Genomic DNA, 16,502 nt, shown 5'->3' with positions numbered 1-16,502 from the left:
TAGGGCTGTCGAAAGAAATTTAAATAATTGTTCACCTTTTCGCTACTTATCGATTGAAATCGCAGGTGCGGCCCGTATAATTTGCTCGTTTTTTGCTGCTTGACTCAAAAGAGCAAAGGCAGTTTTATACGACACGCGACATACCCCGATCGGGGCAGGAGAGTTTCAGCGTCATGTCAGTGTCTCTTTACAGTGTGAAATTAGCCCGGACCGTGCTGCTATGGCAGCTGGCGACTTTGCTCGTTATCGGCGCGCTCTGTTTTGCCCTTAAAGATTTCACGTGGGGCGCATCTGCCATCGCAGGTGGACTGGCAGCCTGGCTGCCAAACGTGTTGTTTGTGATTTTGGCCTGGCGCCTGGGCGCGCAAGCCCCTGCAAAAGGGCGTATAGCCTGGAGCTTCGCGCTCGGTGAAGCGGTGAAAGTGTTTGTCACGATTTTATTGCTCATTCTGGCGCTGGGCGTGCTTGACGCGGTATTTGTGCCGGTTGGGTTAACCTGGTTATCGGTGCTGGTGGTTCAGATTGTGGCACCGGCTGTAATTAACAACAAAGGGTAAGAGGCATCATGGCTGCAGGAGAAATCTCTACTCCGCAAGAATACATAGGTCACCATCTGAATAACCTTCAGCTGGACCTGCGTACTTTCGAGCTGGTGAATCCGCACGACGCTCCGGCGACGTTTTGGGTATTAAATATTGATTCCATGTTTTTCTCCGTGGTGCTGGGTCTGATTTTCCTGGTACTGTTCCGCAAAGTGGCCAATAGTGTCACCAGCGGCGTTCCGGGGAAATTACAGGCGGCTATTGAGCTGGTGGTCGGTTTCGTTGACGGTAACGTCCGCGATATGTACCACGGTAAAAGCAAACTTATCGCCCCGCTGGCGCTGACCATTTTCGTCTGGGTTTTCCTGATGAACTTTATGGATCTGCTACCCATCGATTTCCTGCCATATATTGGTGAGCATGTATTTGGTCTGCCTGCGCTGCGCGTGGTGCCGTCCGCTGACGTAAACGTCACGCTCTCTATGGCACTGGGCGTCTTTATTTTGATCCTGTTCTACAGCGTCAAAATGAAAGGTGTTGGTGGTTTCGCTAAAGAGCTGACCTTGCAACCCTTTAATCATCCGCTTTTCATTCCCATCAACCTGATTCTGGAAGGGGTAAGCCTGCTGTCTAAACCGGTCTCTCTCGGTCTGCGACTGTTCGGCAACATGTATGCGGGTGAACTGATCTTTATCCTGATTGCGGGTCTGTTGCCGTGGTGGTCACAGTGGGTTCTGAGTGTGCCTTGGGCCATTTTCCACATCCTGATCATTTCGCTGCAGGCTTTCATTTTCATGGTCTTGACGATTGTCTATCTGTCGATGGCATCCGAAGAACATTGATTTTTTATTAACACTACTGCGTTTTAACTGAAACAAACTGGAGACTGTCATGGAAAACCTGAATATGGATCTGCTGTACATGGCTGCCGCTGTGATGATGGGCCTGGCGGCAATCGGTGCTGCGATCGGTATCGGCATCCTCGGAGGTAAATTCCTGGAAGGCGCTGCGCGTCAACCGGATCTGATCCCTCTGCTGCGTACGCAGTTCTTTGTTGTTATGGGTCTGGTGGATGCAATCCCGATGATCGCTGTAGGTCTGGGTCTGTACGTGATGTTTGCTGTCGCGGGTTAAGCGACAGGGCCAAACGAGAGTTCATCGGCCTGGAGCGATAAGCCTCAGACGATGAGCAGATTCTGCAGGTTGTCTTTGATAACGGCAGAGTAAGTTAACTTAACAAGAGGCATTGTGCTGTGAATCTTAACGCAACAATCCTCGGCCAGGCCATCGCGTTCGTCCTGTTTGTCCTGTTCTGCATGAAGTACGTATGGCCGCCGATTATGGCTGCCATCGAAAAGCGCCAGAAAGAAGTCGCTGAAGGCCTTGCTTCTGCAGAACGCGCCAAAAAAGATTTGGATCTCGCACAGGCAACTGCGACCGACCAGCTGAAAAAAGCCAAAGAAGAAGCTCAGGTTATCATCGAGCAGGCGAACAAACGCCGCGCTCAGATCCTGGACGAAGTGAAAGCTGAAGCTGAGCAGGAACGTAACAGGATCGTGGCACAGGCGCAGGCGGAAATTGACGCCGAGCGTAAACGTGCTCGTGAAGAGTTGCGTAAGCAAGTCGCGATGCTGGCTGTGGCCGGCGCCGAGAAAATCATCGAACGTTCCGTGGATGAAGCTGCTAACAGCGACATCGTAGATAAACTGGTCGCTGAACTGTAAGGAGGGAGGGGCTGATGTCTGAACTAATTACTGTAGCTCGCCCCTACGCCAAAGCAGCTTTTGACTTTGCCGTTGAGCATCAAAGCATTGAACGTTGGCAGCAAATGCTGACGTTCACTGCAGAAGTCGCTCGCAACGAACAGATGGCCGAATTGCTTTCCGGTGCTTTGGCACCGGAAACCTTATCTGCCTCGTTCATCGCAGTCTGTGGTGACCAACTCGACGAAGCAGGTCAGAACCTTATCAAGGTTATGGCAGAGAACGGACGTTTGTCCGCGCTGCCAGCAGTACTGGAGCAGTACATCCACCTGCGTGACGCCTGGGAGGCGACCGCGGAAGTGGATGTCATCTCTGCCAGTGCGCTGAGCGACGAGCAGCTGACTAAAATCAGCGCCGCAATGGAAAAGCGTCTGTCACGCAAAGTTAAGCTGAATTGCAAAATCGATAAGTCTGTAATGGCAGGCGTTATCATCCAGGCGGGTGATATGGTCATTGACGGTAGCGTACGCGGCCGTCTTGAGCGTCTGGCAGACGTCTTGCAGTCTTAAGGGGACTGGAGCATATGCAACTGAATTCCACCGAAATCAGCGAACTGATCAAGCAGCGCATTGCTCAGTTCAATGTCGTGAGTGAAGCTCACAACGAAGGTACTATTGTTTCCGTCAGCGACGGCATCATCCGCGTACACGGCCTGGCCGATGTGATGCAGGGTGAAATGATCGCGCTGCCGGGCAACCGCTACGCTATCGCCCTGAACCTGGAGCGCGACTCCGTAGGTGCAGTGGTTATGGGTCCGTATGCTGACCTCGCCGAAGGCATGAAAGTTAAATGCACCGGCCGTATCCTGGAAGTTCCGGTTGGCCGTGGCCTGCTGGGCCGCGTGGTTAACACCCTGGGCGAACCTATCGACGGCAAAGGCCCGATTGAAAACGATGGTTTCTCTCCGGTTGAAGTTATCGCGCCGGGCGTTATCGATCGTCAATCCGTTGATCAGCCGGTTCAGACTGGCTACAAATCTGTGGATGCGATGATTCCAATTGGTCGTGGCCAGCGTGAGCTGATCATCGGCGACCGTCAGACCGGTAAAACTGCTCTGGCTATCGACGCCATCATCAACCAGCGCGACTCCGGCATCAAATGTGTGTACGTGGCTATCGGCCAGAAAGCGTCCACCATTGCTAACGTGGTGCGTAAACTGGAACAGCACGGTGCGCTGGCTAACACTATCGTAGTGGTTGCCTCCGCTTCTGAATCCGCTGCGCTGCAGTACCTGTCTCCGTATGCAGGCTGCGCAATGGGTGAATACTTCCGTGACCGTGGCGAAGATGCACTGATCGTTTACGATGACCTGTCTAAACAGGCCGTTGCTTACCGTCAGATTTCTCTGCTGCTGCGTCGTCCGCCGGGTCGTGAAGCGTTCCCTGGTGACGTGTTCTATCTCCACTCTCGCCTGCTGGAGCGTGCCTCCCGCGTAAACGCCGAATATGTTGAAGCGTTTACCAAAGGTGAAGTTAAAGGTAAAACCGGTTCACTGACCGCTCTGCCGATTATCGAAACGCAGGCGGGTGACGTTTCCGCGTTCGTTCCGACCAACGTAATCTCTATTACCGATGGTCAGATCTTCCTGGAATCTAACCTGTTCAACTCCGGTATTCGTCCGGCTGTTAACCCGGGTATCTCCGTATCCCGTGTTGGTGGTGCCGCACAGACCAAGATCGTGAAGAAACTGTCCGGTGGTATTCGTACCGCGCTGGCACAGTATCGTGAACTGGCAGCCTTCTCTCAGTTCGCTTCCGATCTGGACGATGCGACGCGTAAACAGCTGAGCCACGGTCAGAAAGTGACCGAGCTGCTGAAGCAGAAACAGTATGCGCCGATGTCCGTTGCCCAGCAGGGTCTGGTGCTGTTCGCCGCTGAGCGTGGTTACCTGAATGACGTCGAACTGGCGAAAATCGGTAGCTTTGAAGCTGCGCTGCTGGCGTATGCCGATCGCGAACACGCCGAGCTGATGCAGGAAATCAACCAAACTGGTAACTACAACAACGAAATCGAAGAGAAGCTGAAAGGCCTCCTCGAAACGTTTAAAGCAACCCAGTCCTGGTAATGTCTGGCGGCTTGTCTGAAAAGGCAGGCCGCAAGGCTTTGAGGAGAAGCTAATGGCCGGCGCAAAAGAGATACGTACCAAGATCGGAAGCGTGAAAAACACGCAGAAGATCACCAAAGCGATGGAAATGGTCGCCGCCTCCAAAATGCGTAAAACGCAGGAACGCATGGCGGCCAGCCGTCCGTATGCAGAAACCATGCGCAAAGTGATTGGTCACATTGCGTTAGGTAATCTGGAATACAAGCACCCTTACCTGGAAGAGCGCGACGTTAAGCGCGTCGGCTATTTGGTCGTTTCTACCGACCGCGGGCTTTGTGGTGGTTTGAACATTAACCTGTTCAAAAAATTGCTGGCAGAGATGAAAGCCTGGTCTGATAAAGGCGTTCAGAGCGATTTGGCGATTATCGGTTCTAAGGGGCTGGCTTTCTTTGGTTCCGTAGGTGGCAATGTCGTGGCGCAGGTGACCGGTATGGGTGACAACCCTTCCCTGTCAGAACTGATTGGCCCGGTAAAAGTCATGCTGCAGGCCTATGACGAAGGTCGTCTCGACAAGCTGTATGTGGTCAGCAACAAATTTAACAACACCATGTCCCAGACTCCAACCGTTACCCAGCTGCTGCCGTTACCGCCAGCGGAAGGGGAAGAAGAGTTAGAGAAAAAAACCTGGGATTACCTGTACGAACCGGATCCGAAATCGCTGCTGGACACCCTGCTGCGTCGTTATGTCGAATCTCAGGTTTATCAGGGCGTTGTGGAAAACCTGGCCAGCGAACAGGCCGCACGTATGGTGGCGATGAAAGCGGCGACCGACAACGGCGGCAACCTGATCAAAGAGCTGCAGTTGGTATACAACAAGGCTCGTCAGGCCAGCATCACCCAGGAACTTACCGAGATCGTCTCGGGGGCCTCCGCGGTTTAACCAGGTATACCCCGTCACTGGCGCGGCTGTCGACAGGTTGACCGATCAGCTGAGCGTAACGCGCGATCGACACTGCGACGACCATGACGATGGGTAGAAACGAATTAGGTAGAGGATTCAAGATGGCAACTGGAAAGATTGTCCAGATCATCGGCGCCGTAGTTGACGTCGAGTTCCCTCAGGACGCTGTACCGCAGGTGTACAACGCCCTTGAGGTTAAAAATGGTGATGCGCGTCTGGTGCTGGAAGTTCAACAGCAGCTGGGCGGCGGCGTGGTTCGTACCATCGCTATGGGTACTTCTGACGGCCTGAAACGTGGCCTGGAAGTCGCTGATCTTAAAAAGCCGATTCAGGTACCGGTGGGTAAAGCTACCCTGGGCCGTATCATGAACGTGCTTGGCGAGCCGATCGATATGAAAGGCGAACTGAAAGATGAAGACGGTGGTGCCGTAGAGATCGCCTCTATTCATCGCGCAGCGCCTTCATACGAAGATCAGTCAAACTCGCAGGAACTGCTGGAAACCGGCATCAAGGTTATCGACCTGATGTGTCCGTTCGCTAAGGGCGGTAAAGTGGGTCTGTTCGGTGGTGCGGGCGTAGGTAAAACCGTAAACATGATGGAGCTGATCCGTAACATCGCGGCTGAGCACTCAGGTTACTCGGTATTTGCCGGTGTGGGCGAGCGTACTCGTGAGGGTAACGACTTCTACCACGAAATGACCGACTCTAACGTTATCGATAAAGTTGCGCTGGTTTATGGCCAGATGAACGAGCCGCCGGGCAACCGTCTGCGTGTAGCGCTGACCGGTCTGACCATGGCGGAGAAATTCCGTGATGAAGGCCGTGACGTTCTGCTGTTTATCGATAACATCTACCGTTACACCCTGGCCGGTACTGAAGTATCCGCGCTGCTGGGTCGTATGCCGTCTGCAGTAGGTTATCAGCCGACGCTGGCGGAAGAGATGGGTGTGTTGCAGGAGCGTATTACCTCCACCAAGACGGGTTCAATCACCTCTGTACAGGCCGTTTACGTACCTGCGGATGACTTGACTGACCCGTCTCCGGCGACCACCTTCGCCCACCTTGACTCTACCGTTACTCTGAGCCGTCAGATCGCGTCTCTGGGTATCTACCCGGCCGTTGACCCGCTGGATTCCACCAGCCGTCAGCTGGATCCGCTGGTTGTAGGTCAGGAGCACTACGATACGGCGCGTGGCGTGCAGTCTATTCTGCAGCGTTACCAGGAACTGAAAGACATCATCGCCATCCTTGGTATGGATGAACTGTCTGAAGAAGACAAACTGCTGGTGGCTCGCGCACGTAAAATTCAGCGCTTCCTGTCTCAGCCGTTCTTCGTGGCAGAAGTATTCACCGGTTCTCCGGGCAAATACGTTTCGCTGAAAGACACTATCCGTGGCTTTAAAGGCATTATGGACGGTGAGTTCGATCACCTGCCAGAACAGGCCTTCTACATGGTTGGTGCCATCGAAGAAGCCGTGGAAAAAGCGAAGAAACTGTAATAACTTCCCCAGCCTGATCAAGGCGCAGGGTGGCAAGCAGATATCCCGGATCGCTGACTTAAGACGGCGATCCGGATAAAGCAAAGCCGCTCAGCCTGAAACGGCGCGGGGTCGTTTTCCGGGAGGTTGAAAATGGCTATGACTTATCACCTGGATGTTGTCAGCGCAGAACAGCAGATGTTCAGCGGACTGGTACAGAAAATTCAGGTGTCAGGTAGCGAAGGTGAGCTGGGTATTTTCCCTGGCCATACGCCGCTGCTGACCGCCATTAAGCCTGGCATGGTGCGCATCGTTAAACAGCACGGTGAAGAAGAGTATATCTATCTCTCCGGCGGCGTGCTGGAAGTACAGGCAGGTACGGTTACCGTGCTGGCTGATACGGCGATTCGCGGCACCGATCTTGATGAAGCGCGTGCGTTGGAAGCAAAACGCAAAGCGGAAGAGCATATTCACAAAGCGCATGGCGACGTGGACTATGCTCAGGCTTCGGCAGAGCTGGCGAAAGCCATTGCCAAGCTGCGCGTCATCGAACTGACCAAAAAAGCGATGTAATCAGGCTTAACAGCAGCTAATCATGCCAGCCCAAACGGGCTGGCATTTTTTTATCGTCCCCTGCCCCTTTCCTCTCTTGCTACACAGCTAAAATTAAGCGGCTAAAAATCGCCTTTTTTCGTTGTATTTATCATCAACGGCGGTGCATTCTTTGCCGTGGTAATAATCGGAAAGCCGGTTAATTTCGCCAGGAGAAAAATGTAGTAATCTCAGGGCGAAACCGTTTAACTTTCCTCTGTAAAAATTCTATCAGGATGGCTATGTCTAACAGCGCAATGAGTGTGGTGATCCTTGCTGCCGGCAAGGGAACACGCATGTATTCCGATCTTCCTAAAGTCCTGCATACTCTGGCAGGAAAACCCATGGTTCAACACGTTATCGATGCGGCAAAAGGTGTCGGTGCGCGCGCAATTAATCTGGTTTACGGTCATGGCGGCGATCGGCTGAAAGCCACGCTGGGTGATGATGCGCTGAATTGGGTGCTGCAGGCTGAGCAATTAGGAACCGGGCATGCGATGCAGCAGGCCGCCCCTTTCTTTGCCGATGACGAAGATATTCTGATGCTGTACGGCGACGTGCCGTTAATCACCGTAGATACGCTGGCGCGCCTGTGTGCAGCGAAGCCTGCGGGCGGAATCGGCCTGTTAACCGTGAAGCTGGATAACCCCACCGGCTATGGACGCATTGTGCGTGAAAACGGTGAGGTAACCGGCATCGTTGAGCAGAAAGATGCCTCGCCGGAGCAGCTGACGATTTCTGAGATCAACACCGGCATTCTGGTTGCTAACGGCGGCGATCTGAAGCGTTGGCTAAGCCAGCTCACCAATAACAACGCTCAGGGCGAATACTACATTACCGATATCATTGCGCTGGCATCGGCGGAAGGGCGTCATATCGCTACCGTTCAGCCGTCTCGCATTAGCGAAACCGAAGGCGTTAATAATCGTCTGCAGCTGGCGACGCTGGAGCGGATTTATCAGGCTGAGCAGGCGGAAAAACTGCTGCTGGCTGGCGTGATGCTGCGTGACCCGGCGCGCTTTGATCTGCGCGGCGAGCTGCAGCATGGCCGCGATGTGGAAATCGACACTAACGTTATCCTTGAAGGTAAAGTCACGCTGGGCAATAACGTGAAAATCGGTGCTGGCTGCGTGATCAAAAACAGCGTGATCGGCGACGGTTGTGAAATCAGCCCGTACAGCGTTATTGAAGATGCTGAACTGGACGCCTCCTGTACCGTTGGGCCGTTTGCGCGCCTGCGGCCGGGCAGTCAACTGGGTGAAGCCGCACACGTCGGCAACTTTGTTGAAATGAAAAAAGCGAGGCTGGGCAAAGGCTCGAAGGCTGGCCATCTTAGCTACCTGGGCGATGCTGAAATCGGATCTGGCGTGAACATTGGTGCCGGCACCATTACCTGCAACTACGACGGCGCTAATAAATTTAAAACCATTATCGGCGACGATGTGTTTGTAGGGTCAGATACGCAGCTGGTGGCACCGGTAACGGTCGCCAGCGGCGCTACCATCGCAGCGGGCACGACCATTATGCAGGATGTAACCGCCGGTGGGCTGGTTTACAACCGTAAAGAACAGATTCAGAAATCGGGCTGGCAACGCCCGGTTAAGAAAAAATAAAACAATAACCCCCACTCTCTACAAGGCTCGGGGGAACCAGCAAAGCTGGTATATCAGGTCAGATGACAACGCTGGGCGCATGAGCGCCATGAGTCAGGAATAGAACTATGTGTGGAATTGTTGGCGCGGTTGCGCAACGTGATATCGCAGAGATACTGCTGGAAGGCTTGCGCCGCCTGGAGTATCGCGGCTATGACTCCGCAGGTTTAGCGGTGGTGGATCGACAAGGGCACGTTACGCGCCTGCGTCGCGTTGGTAAGGTACAGAAACTGGCTGAGGCGGCTGAGCAGCATCCGCTGATTGGCGGCACCGGGATCGCGCATACCCGTTGGGCAACCCACGGCGAGCCGTCTGAGGTGAATGCGCACCCGCACGTTTCTGAACATATCGTAATTGTGCATAACGGCATCATCGAAAACCATGAGCCACTGCGTGAGCTGATGATCGAACGCGGCTATCACTTCGCTTCGGAAACCGATACGGAAGTGGTCGCGCATTTGGTGCACTGGGAGCAGAAACAGGGCGGCAGCCTGCGTGAAGTAGTACAGCGCGTGATTCCTCAACTGCGCGGTGCGTATGGCATGGTGATTATGGACAGCCGCGATCCGTCACTGCTGGTAGCGGCTCGTTCAGGTAGCCCGCTGGTCATCGGCTGCGGCGTTGGCGAGAACTTTATTGCCTCCGATCAGCTGGCGCTATTGCCGGTAACCCGTCGCTTTATCTACCTGGAAGAAGGCGATATTGCCGAAGTTACGCGTCGTGAAATCACCGTCATTGACCGTGCAGGCGCGCCGGTCAAGCGTAGCGAGATTGAATCCGCCGTACAGTATGACGCTGGCGACAAAGGCGGCTACCGTCATTACATGCAAAAAGAAATTTACGAACAACCTAACGCGATCAAAAACACCCTGAGCGGGCGCTTTAGTCATGGCGAGGTTGATCTTTCTGAGCTGGGGGCCAACGCCAACGATCTGTTGAGTCAGGTAGAGCATATCCAGATTATCGCCTGTGGCACCTCCTATAACTCCGGCATGGTGGCGCGTTACTGGTTTGAGTCACTGGCTAACCTGCCCTGCGATGTGGAGATTGCCTCTGAGTTTCGCTATCGCAAATCTGCGGTTCGTAAAAACAGCCTGCTGATTACGCTGTCGCAATCGGGCGAAACGGCAGATACGCTGGCGGCGCTGCGTTTGTCGAAAGAGCTGGGTTATCTGGGCTCGCTGGCTATCTGCAACGTTGCCGGCTCTTCGCTGGTACGTGAATCTGACCTGGCGCTGATGACCAAAGCCGGAACGGAGATCGGCGTGGCCTCTACCAAGGCATTTACCACTCAGTTGACGGTGTTGCTGATGCTGGTGGCGAAAATTGGTCGCCTGAAAGGCGTCGATGCGCAGGTAGAGCATGATATTGTCCATGCTTTGCAGGCGCTGCCGAGCCGTATTGAGCAGATGCTGGCGCAGGATAAGCTGATTGAAGCACTGGCGGAAGATTTCTCTGATAAGCATCATGCGCTGTTCCTTGGCCGTGGCGATCAGTATCCCATCGCCATGGAAGGGGCGCTGAAGCTAAAAGAGATCTCCTATATTCATGCGGAAGCCTACGCCGCTGGCGAGCTAAAACATGGCCCGCTGGCGCTGATTGATGCCGATATGCCGGTGATTGTCGTTGCGCCGAACAACGAACTGCTGGAGAAGCTGAAGTCCAACATTGAAGAAGTACGCGCACGCGGCGGTCTGCTGTATGTGTTTGCCGATCGGGATGCGGGCTTTAACGACAGTGAAGGCATGAAAATTATCTCTCTGCCGCATGTAGAAGAGGTTATTGCACCGATCTTCTATACCGTGCCGCTACAGTTGCTCTCCTATCACGTTGCGCTGATCAAAGGCACCGACGTTGACCAGCCGCGTAACCTGGCAAAATCGGTTACTGTGGAATAAAACGTATCTTATATAAAGCGGCCACGGACGAGGCCGCTTTAACGTTACGTTGGACTGAAACGGTAAAATGAAAAATCCGGTCATGCTGTTAACAGCATGCCGGATTTTTTTATGCGTTACGCAAACGCTGCGCCAGCTGCATCCCCGTTCGGGAGATAAAATACCCTGAGATCTCTTTCATAATTTTTGATTGATTTGAGCAAATAGCTCAGCTTTCAATCGCCTCTTTACATGAGTATCCTTTCTCTCATCGAGGCTGATTGCCTCATAACGTATAAAACATGTTGGAGAGATTATTATGAAAGCTATCAAAAATTTTGTTGCAGATTCAGCGGTATCACTGGTTAAAAACGCCGTTGCTGTTTCAGTTTTGTCTCTTATTTCCTTTGGCGGTTTTGCTCAAAGCATTAGCGCGACCGCTGCTACTCTGGATAGTGCTGAAGCTAAGATCGCCGCTCAGGCAGTTCAGGCTGGTGCCTCCTATAAAATTACCGGCGCACGCGTTAACAATGGCGCTTACGTAACGGCAGTACTCAGCAAATAAAAATGAACTGGAGAGAGTGCTTTGTAAGGGCACCCTTTCCAGCAACGGATGGTCTTTCTCTCTTCTGCCGCCATTCACTGAATTGTCAGCACGGCCGAAAAGAGCATAAAAAAGCAAGTGTAAATATGAACATCATCAAGAGTGCTTTTTCATCTTTTTTTACCGAAACGAAACATTCAGCTTCGCAGGCGCGTTCTAATCCGATCACTGGGAGCGAGCAAGAACATGCTGAGGGCTTTTTAGCGCTGGCTAAAAACCGCCGGACTATTTACGCCCTGGGTAACAGGTTGACGCTGGCGGAAGAGGAGATTATCGAGACGATTAAAGAAGCAGTAAGGCAGGCGCCTTCGGCATTTAATTCCCAAAGCTCCCGGATATTGATCCTGCTGGGGCAGGAACACCATCGGTTCTGGGAATTAACCCGCGAACAATTAAGAAAAATTGTTCCGCCAGAAAATTTTCAGGGCACCTCAGATAAAATCGATGGCTTTGCGGCTGCAGCTGGCTCGGTACTGTTCTTTGAGGATCAGCAAGTTATAAAAGGCCTGCAGGAACAGTTTGCTTCCTATGCGGATAACTTTCCAGTCTGGTCTGAACACAGCACCGGTATCGCCCAGTATGCGGTTTGGCTGGCGCTGACGGAAAAAGGAATTGGCGCTAATCTACAGCACTATAATCCTTTAGTTGATGCTGATGTGCAGCGCACCTGGAATATCCCGGAGAGCTGGCTGCTGCGAGGGCATATGAACTTCGGTTCCATCAACGCGCCAGCTGGTGAGAAAACTTATATGGATGATAACGCACGTTTTATTATTGCCAGATAATCCTGTCAGGCCGCCGCTGGCGGCCTTTTCCGCATTGACTCTTATTCCACGACTCTGACGCCAGTCAAAACCGCCCTTCCCGGTGATATCAATCTTACTGCTGCTGAATGCTGAGCCGCGTCCGATAAATGCGGTAAAGCGAAACCAGCGTACTGCTGATAAAAGTGAGTTCCATCATTGCGGCTACCGGAGAATGGCATAGCAGATTATTGGTCAGCCAGAACAGACTGCCCGCCAGGGTATAAAGCCTGAGCTTTACCCGATCCTGTTTAAAGGCGGCCAGCGTCATTAACAGGCTGCCCGCCAGCGGAAGCAGATCGATGGCATTACGCCATGTCAGAATCGTGCAGATTATCGCGATCAGGCAGAAGGACCCGGCGATGGCTGGGTTTGTTGTCCTGCTCGCAATAACATATCTGACACTGGCTAACAGCATCATCGCGGCTGCGCTTTTCTGCTCCAGCAAAGCAAAATGCGCCGCAAGCAGAGCGGTAGAAAGCGCCAACAGGCGCAGCACCGCCACGCGTCCGGGCAGAAAAAAAGCCACCAAATCGCAAACAAATGAGCCGCCAGCGATAAGCTGCGAAAGCATAAAGACAGACACGGTTTTTCCTCTTCTTCATTCAAAAGAAGAGGATGAAACAAGCCTCAGGAAGGCGCATTAACCTTTGTTAATGCGTTGTCGAATGCGTGAAAGGCTGACAGGCGTAATACCAATATAGTTGGCCAGTTCACGCTGAGTCAGACGCTCACTCCATTCAGGGAAATGCTCAAGCACATAGGCGTAGCGTTTTTCCGGCGCATGCAAAAGCATCATTTCCTCTTTACGCTCTTTATAAATAAGCTGCTGGCGCAACAGAGCATCAGCCAGCTCTGCGCCTTCCGACGTATCAAGATAAGCCAGCGGCAGTCGCTGGTACGAACAGGGCGCGATCGCCTGCAAGCTGTAGCGGGATGGCACTCTGGCCAGCCAGCTAAGGTAGAGAAAACAGGACTCCCCGGCAAAATAAAACTCTTTTACCCGTTCGGTGCCATCTGACAAGACATGCACCGCGCGAACGATCCCTTGTTGCAGAAAAAAAATATTTTCCTGCTGCTCCCCCTGGCGCAGAAGAAAGTCGCCTTGCCTGGCATGCATCGCTGTTTGTTTAAGGTAGCGCTCAGGAAACATAATGCTTCTCCGTTAAAGAACCTGTGTTCTTCTCTGACCAGCAAGTAATGGCTCACTATACCCGGATAACTTACTGCGTTTCGCTACGCTCTGATCTTTCATTGTTCTATTTTGTAGAACCTAATCATCGAAATTAGGTGGGTTTTTAGTTAAGCAGATTGCGCGCATGATGATCTTACCGCGGCTTACCAAAGGGGTAAGTCTGTGACTCACGACAAGGCAGAACATCATGAAAGCGATACGCGCAATGCATTACGGTAAAACCGATGAGCTTTTTTTACAGGAGCTTCCGGCGCTGGTTCCGGGCCAGAATGAGGTTCTGATTGAGGTAGCGGGCAGCGGCGTTAATCCCATTGACGGGAAGCTTCTCTCTGGTGCCATGAAAGCCTTTGTTCCGCTTGAGCCACCCTACACGCCTGGCGTAGAAGTTGCCGGACGCGTTATCGCAACCGGTGAAGCAGTGCAGCAATTTAAGGCAGGTGATGAGGTCTTTGGGTTTATCGGTATCACAGGCGGCTATGCCACTCAGGCTCTCGCGATGGCCGATCGATTAGCGCATCGACCGGTACGTTTGTCTGCGCTACAGGCCAGCGGTGTACCGGCCGCAGCCCTGACGGCCTGGCAGGCGCTGCATGAGCACGCAAAAATTAAGCCTGGTCAGACATTACTTATCCATGGTGCCGCTGGTGGCGTGGGAAGCATGGCAGTGCAGATGGCACGCATTGCTGGTGTCAGGGTGATCGCTACCGCATCGGCACAGAATGAAAATTACCTTAAAGCGCTTGGGGCTGAACAGGTTATTGACTATACCCACGCCTCTTTCGAAAAAGTGAGTGAGAAGGTCGATGTTGTACTGGATCTGGTGGGGGGCGAGACGCAGACTCGCTCATGGTCATTAATTAAAGCGGGCGGCGTGTTGGTCTCAACCGTCACCCCACCGGATCAGGCGATAGCGGAAGCGGCGGGCGTAGTGGGCAAACACTTCGCCACGCGTTCGGACGGAAGCCAACTGGCGCAGATTGCTGCCCTGTTTGCTAACGGTGCATTGACCATTGACGTTGAGGTCGTGCCTTTAAGCCAGGCCAGGGTTGCATTGAGTCGGGTTATGGATGGTCATACCCGCGGCAAACGGGTGCTTGATGCCAGCCTGTGAATAGCATGGTCATTCCGCGACCTGTTCGCAGAAGCGGGAGACCAGCCAGGTTGCCGCCGGGCCTGGCGGCGAGTCGTTACGGTAAATGACATCAAATCCGTAATCGCCGCCCGGGCAGTCAGGAAGCGTCAGCGGAACCAGGCGGCCGCTGGCCAGATCGTCACGCACCATGGGTTCAGGCATATTGCCCCAGCCGATACCTTCACGCAGAAGAATATGTTTGGCACCTAAATCCGCCAGCCGCCAGGTATGTGTACCTACTACCGCGAATTCCTGGCCCTGAGTGAGCGTGGATCGATCTGTCAGAACCAGTTGCACATGCTCCCGGCCTGCGCCAGGCCTCTGCGGATGTTTTGCCGCCAGTGGATGAGTGGGCGCCGCCACCGGGATCAACGTCACCTTGCCGGCGCTGATACGCTCAAGGCCATCAACGCGCATAGCGAGCTGGCCGCTAACCCCCAGCGTTGCGCTGCGTTCAAGAACCCGCTGCATTACCCCGCCCAGCGCTTCAATTTGCAAATGCAAAGAGACAGTTGGGAAGCGCTCGCGGAAAGCCTTAAGCGCATCCACCACCCGTTCGCCAGGCAACATTACATCTAATACCAGATGAACCTCAGCTTCCAAACCTTGCAACAGGCCGCGAACTTTGGCGCGTAGCCCGTCGACTCCGTTATAGATTGTTCTGGCTTCAGCCAGTACCGCATGACCCGCCTCAGTCAGCTGTGGTTTACGAGTACTTTTGCGATCGAAAAGAGTAACGCCCAGCTGCATTTCCAGATTAGCGATTGAATAACTCACTACGGATGTGGCGCGATACAGCTTGCGGGCCGCGCCAGCAAAGCTGCCCGTTTCGACTACCGTAAGAAAAACCCGCAGCTGATCCAGCGTAGGGGTACCTGGTTCTGAGATCATTTTTTCTTTCCTGGATGTACCGACGCGCAACGATCGGCGTTTATGAAAGGAACCATGCCTTTAAAGAATCAGGTTGTCTAGCGGATGAGCATTCAGTGCCGCCGCGTTCAGCGCGCATCGTTTTACAGGCGCAACATCAATCACGGCTGGGGCAAGGAAAGAGATAAACGGCTGCGGCTAAAGGTTTTTACTTTTGTTAAGCCACTCTTTTATTTTTGAGCGATAGCGGAGTGAGAATGCCGTTACCCGGCACCGGTTTAATATTAGTGAAGTTAAAGCTTGCAATGTGGATCGGACCCAGGCTAGTATAGCGTCATCGGTTTGAAACACAGACCTTATGTAAGCAGTTTTAGTAAAGCAGTCCTCAGTTCAAGCGCTATCTATTGATATCCTTCCTCGTGAGCTCCTCCTAAGTGCCCCATAAGTAAAAATCTGCAAAGCAGACCATATTCGTCACCAAGAGTGGCTCAAAAAACAAGCAAGGAAATATCAATGTCTAATAAAATGACTGGTTTAGTAAAATGGTTCAACGCTGAGAAAGGTTTTGGCTTTATCACTCCTCAGGACGGCAGCAAAGATGTATTCGTACATTTCTCTGCTATCCAGAGCAACGATTTCAAAACCTTAGATGAAGGCCAGAAAGTAGAGTTCTCTATCGAGAACGGCGCTAAAGGCCCATCAGCGACCAACGTTGTCGCGCTGTAAGCGTAGATGACCTCGCTAACGCTTACGATAGCGATGACGGCAACAGCCTGAGCAGTTAAGCGTTAGTGATAAAAACCCGCCCTGAGCGGGTTTTTTTGTTTTCAGAAATTGATAAATGAATGGCAACTATTTCCTGCCGTACATTTTTCGGTGATTGTTAAAGCTTGCTTTTTTATCTGATCGATTTTCATCCGCCCGATCGGCATCCGCTTCGTTATTTTGCTTGTCTGCCTGTTTTATTTCGCCGCCCTGAGCAAAGTTGTG

Annotated in this window: 18 protein-coding genes; 15 read left to right on the top strand and 3 right to left on the bottom strand. The window is 52.8% G+C overall.

Annotation, left to right across the window (positions count from 1 at the left end):
• The first annotated feature begins 173 nt into the window (after nucleotides 1-173).
• The 13 genes from atpI to B1H58_RS07580 all read left to right on the top strand — a co-directional run bounded on the left by atpI (nucleotide 174) and on the right by B1H58_RS07580 (nucleotide 12,297).
• Complete coding sequence (gene atpI, locus B1H58_RS07640; protein ID WP_085069186.1) at nucleotides 174-557, top strand: F0F1 ATP synthase subunit I; 384 nt, start codon at nucleotides 174-176, stop codon at nucleotides 555-557.
• A gap of 8 nt (nucleotides 558-565) precedes the next feature.
• Nucleotides 566-1,384, top strand: a complete 819-nt coding sequence (gene atpB, locus B1H58_RS07635) for a F0F1 ATP synthase subunit A (protein WP_085069185.1) — start codon at nucleotides 566-568, stop codon at nucleotides 1,382-1,384.
• 49 nt (nucleotides 1,385-1,433) lie between these two features.
• Nucleotides 1,434-1,676: a F0F1 ATP synthase subunit C gene (gene atpE / locus B1H58_RS07630; protein WP_038629267.1), complete on the top strand. Its 243-nt coding sequence runs from the start codon at nucleotides 1,434-1,436 to the stop codon at nucleotides 1,674-1,676.
• A gap of 119 nt (nucleotides 1,677-1,795) precedes the next feature.
• Nucleotides 1,796-2,266: a F0F1 ATP synthase subunit B gene (gene atpF, locus B1H58_RS07625; RefSeq protein WP_085069183.1), complete on the top strand. Its 471-nt coding sequence runs from the start codon at nucleotides 1,796-1,798 to the stop codon at nucleotides 2,264-2,266.
• Nucleotides 2,267-2,280: 14 nt separating this feature from the next.
• Nucleotides 2,281-2,814, top strand: a complete 534-nt coding sequence (gene atpH / locus B1H58_RS07620; protein ID WP_085069181.1) for a F0F1 ATP synthase subunit delta — start codon at nucleotides 2,281-2,283, stop codon at nucleotides 2,812-2,814.
• Between the two features lie 14 nt (nucleotides 2,815-2,828).
• On the top strand, nucleotides 2,829-4,370 hold the full coding sequence (gene atpA, locus B1H58_RS07615) for a F0F1 ATP synthase subunit alpha (RefSeq protein ID WP_085069180.1): 1,542 nt from the start codon (nucleotides 2,829-2,831) through the stop codon (nucleotides 4,368-4,370).
• Nucleotides 4,371-4,422: 52 nt separating this feature from the next.
• Nucleotides 4,423-5,289 (top strand): F0F1 ATP synthase subunit gamma, encoded by an 867-nt coding sequence (gene atpG, locus B1H58_RS07610; RefSeq protein ID WP_085069179.1) that lies wholly within the window; start codon nucleotides 4,423-4,425, stop codon nucleotides 5,287-5,289.
• Nucleotides 5,290-5,411: 122 nt separating this feature from the next.
• Nucleotides 5,412-6,809: a F0F1 ATP synthase subunit beta gene (gene atpD, locus B1H58_RS07605; RefSeq protein WP_085069177.1), complete on the top strand. Its 1,398-nt coding sequence runs from the start codon at nucleotides 5,412-5,414 to the stop codon at nucleotides 6,807-6,809.
• A 132-nt stretch (nucleotides 6,810-6,941) separates the two neighbouring features.
• Entirely contained in the window at nucleotides 6,942-7,361 is a 420-nt protein-coding gene (locus B1H58_RS07600) for a F0F1 ATP synthase subunit epsilon (RefSeq protein WP_085069175.1), read from the top strand.
• Nucleotides 7,362-7,621: 260 nt separating this feature from the next.
• Nucleotides 7,622-8,992 carry a bifunctional UDP-N-acetylglucosamine diphosphorylase/glucosamine-1-phosphate N-acetyltransferase GlmU gene (glmU, locus tag B1H58_RS07595; RefSeq protein WP_085069173.1) on the top strand — a complete coding sequence of 457 codons (1,371 nt, stop codon included), beginning with the start codon at nucleotides 7,622-7,624 and terminating at the stop codon, nucleotides 8,990-8,992.
• 107 nt (nucleotides 8,993-9,099) lie between these two features.
• Nucleotides 9,100-10,929, top strand: a complete 1,830-nt coding sequence (gene glmS, locus B1H58_RS07590) for a glutamine--fructose-6-phosphate transaminase (isomerizing) (protein ID WP_085069172.1) — start codon at nucleotides 9,100-9,102, stop codon at nucleotides 10,927-10,929.
• Nucleotides 10,930-11,227: 298 nt separating this feature from the next.
• Complete coding sequence (locus B1H58_RS07585) at nucleotides 11,228-11,473, top strand: DUF1471 domain-containing protein (RefSeq protein ID WP_085069170.1); 246 nt, start codon at nucleotides 11,228-11,230, stop codon at nucleotides 11,471-11,473.
• A 203-nt stretch (nucleotides 11,474-11,676) separates the two neighbouring features.
• Nucleotides 11,677-12,297, top strand: coding sequence for a nitroreductase family protein (locus tag B1H58_RS07580; protein WP_237172482.1), 621 nt, complete (start codon nucleotides 11,677-11,679; stop codon nucleotides 12,295-12,297).
• Between the two features lie 94 nt (nucleotides 12,298-12,391).
• Here the strand turns inward: B1H58_RS07580 and B1H58_RS07575 are convergent, their stop codons facing one another.
• A complete protein-coding gene (locus B1H58_RS07575) occupies nucleotides 12,392-12,901 on the bottom strand; it encodes a YgjV family protein (RefSeq protein ID WP_085069166.1) in 510 nt (169 codons plus the stop codon).
• Nucleotides 12,902-12,958: 57 nt separating this feature from the next.
• Nucleotides 12,959-13,468, bottom strand: coding sequence for a Crp/Fnr family transcriptional regulator (locus B1H58_RS07570; protein WP_085069164.1), 510 nt, complete (start codon nucleotides 13,466-13,468; stop codon nucleotides 12,959-12,961).
• A gap of 229 nt (nucleotides 13,469-13,697) precedes the next feature.
• On the opposite strand from B1H58_RS07570, the gene B1H58_RS07565 reads away from it, so the two are divergent.
• A complete protein-coding gene (locus tag B1H58_RS07565; protein WP_085069162.1) occupies nucleotides 13,698-14,621 on the top strand; it encodes an NADP-dependent oxidoreductase in 924 nt (307 codons plus the stop codon).
• A 9-nt stretch (nucleotides 14,622-14,630) separates the two neighbouring features.
• On the opposite strand, the gene B1H58_RS07560 is transcribed toward B1H58_RS07565, so the two are convergent.
• Complete coding sequence (locus tag B1H58_RS07560) at nucleotides 14,631-15,533, bottom strand: LysR family transcriptional regulator (RefSeq protein WP_085069160.1); 903 nt, start codon at nucleotides 15,531-15,533, stop codon at nucleotides 14,631-14,633.
• Nucleotides 15,534-16,025: 492 nt separating this feature from the next.
• Here B1H58_RS07560 and cspG point away from each other — a divergent pair, with 492 nt between their 5' ends.
• Entirely contained in the window at nucleotides 16,026-16,238 is a 213-nt protein-coding gene (gene cspG / locus B1H58_RS07555) for a cold shock protein CspG (protein ID WP_085069158.1), read from the top strand.
• Nucleotides 16,239-16,502: the final 264 nt, after the last annotated feature.

The sequence above is a fragment of the Pantoea alhagi genome, from assembly GCF_002101395.1.
GTDB lineage: Bacteria > Pseudomonadota > Gammaproteobacteria > Enterobacterales > Enterobacteriaceae > Mixta > Mixta alhagi.
The sequence above is the reverse complement of the archived record's forward strand: the minus strand, read 5'-3'. Positions and strand labels throughout refer to the sequence as shown.

Bases quoted from the DNA above. Each gene is read 5' to 3' on its own strand.
- atpE (WP_038629267.1), top strand. From the start codon at position 1,434: ATGGAAAACCTGAATATGGATCTGCTGTACATGGCTGCCGCTGTGATG.
- cspG (WP_085069158.1), top strand. From the start codon at position 16,026: ATGTCTAATAAAATGACTGGTTTAGTAAAATGGTTCAACGCTGAGAAA.
- B1H58_RS07560 (WP_085069160.1), bottom strand. From the start codon at position 15,533: ATGATCTCAGAACCAGGTACCCCTACGCTGGATCAGCTGCGGGTTTTT.
- B1H58_RS07585 (WP_085069170.1), top strand. From the start codon at position 11,228: ATGAAAGCTATCAAAAATTTTGTTGCAGATTCAGCGGTATCACTGGTT.
- atpA (WP_085069180.1), top strand. From the start codon at position 2,829: ATGCAACTGAATTCCACCGAAATCAGCGAACTGATCAAGCAGCGCATT.
- atpB (WP_085069185.1), top strand. From the start codon at position 566: ATGGCTGCAGGAGAAATCTCTACTCCGCAAGAATACATAGGTCACCAT.
- atpH (WP_085069181.1), top strand. From the start codon at position 2,281: ATGTCTGAACTAATTACTGTAGCTCGCCCCTACGCCAAAGCAGCTTTT.
- atpG (WP_085069179.1), top strand. From the start codon at position 4,423: ATGGCCGGCGCAAAAGAGATACGTACCAAGATCGGAAGCGTGAAAAAC.
- atpD (WP_085069177.1), top strand. From the start codon at position 5,412: ATGGCAACTGGAAAGATTGTCCAGATCATCGGCGCCGTAGTTGACGTC.
- atpI (WP_085069186.1), top strand. From the start codon at position 174: ATGTCAGTGTCTCTTTACAGTGTGAAATTAGCCCGGACCGTGCTGCTA.
- glmU (WP_085069173.1), top strand. From the start codon at position 7,622: ATGTCTAACAGCGCAATGAGTGTGGTGATCCTTGCTGCCGGCAAGGGA.
- glmS (WP_085069172.1), top strand. From the start codon at position 9,100: ATGTGTGGAATTGTTGGCGCGGTTGCGCAACGTGATATCGCAGAGATA.
- B1H58_RS07565 (WP_085069162.1), top strand. From the start codon at position 13,698: ATGAAAGCGATACGCGCAATGCATTACGGTAAAACCGATGAGCTTTTT.
- B1H58_RS07570 (WP_085069164.1), bottom strand. From the start codon at position 13,468: ATGTTTCCTGAGCGCTACCTTAAACAAACAGCGATGCATGCCAGGCAA.
- B1H58_RS07600 (WP_085069175.1), top strand. From the start codon at position 6,942: ATGGCTATGACTTATCACCTGGATGTTGTCAGCGCAGAACAGCAGATG.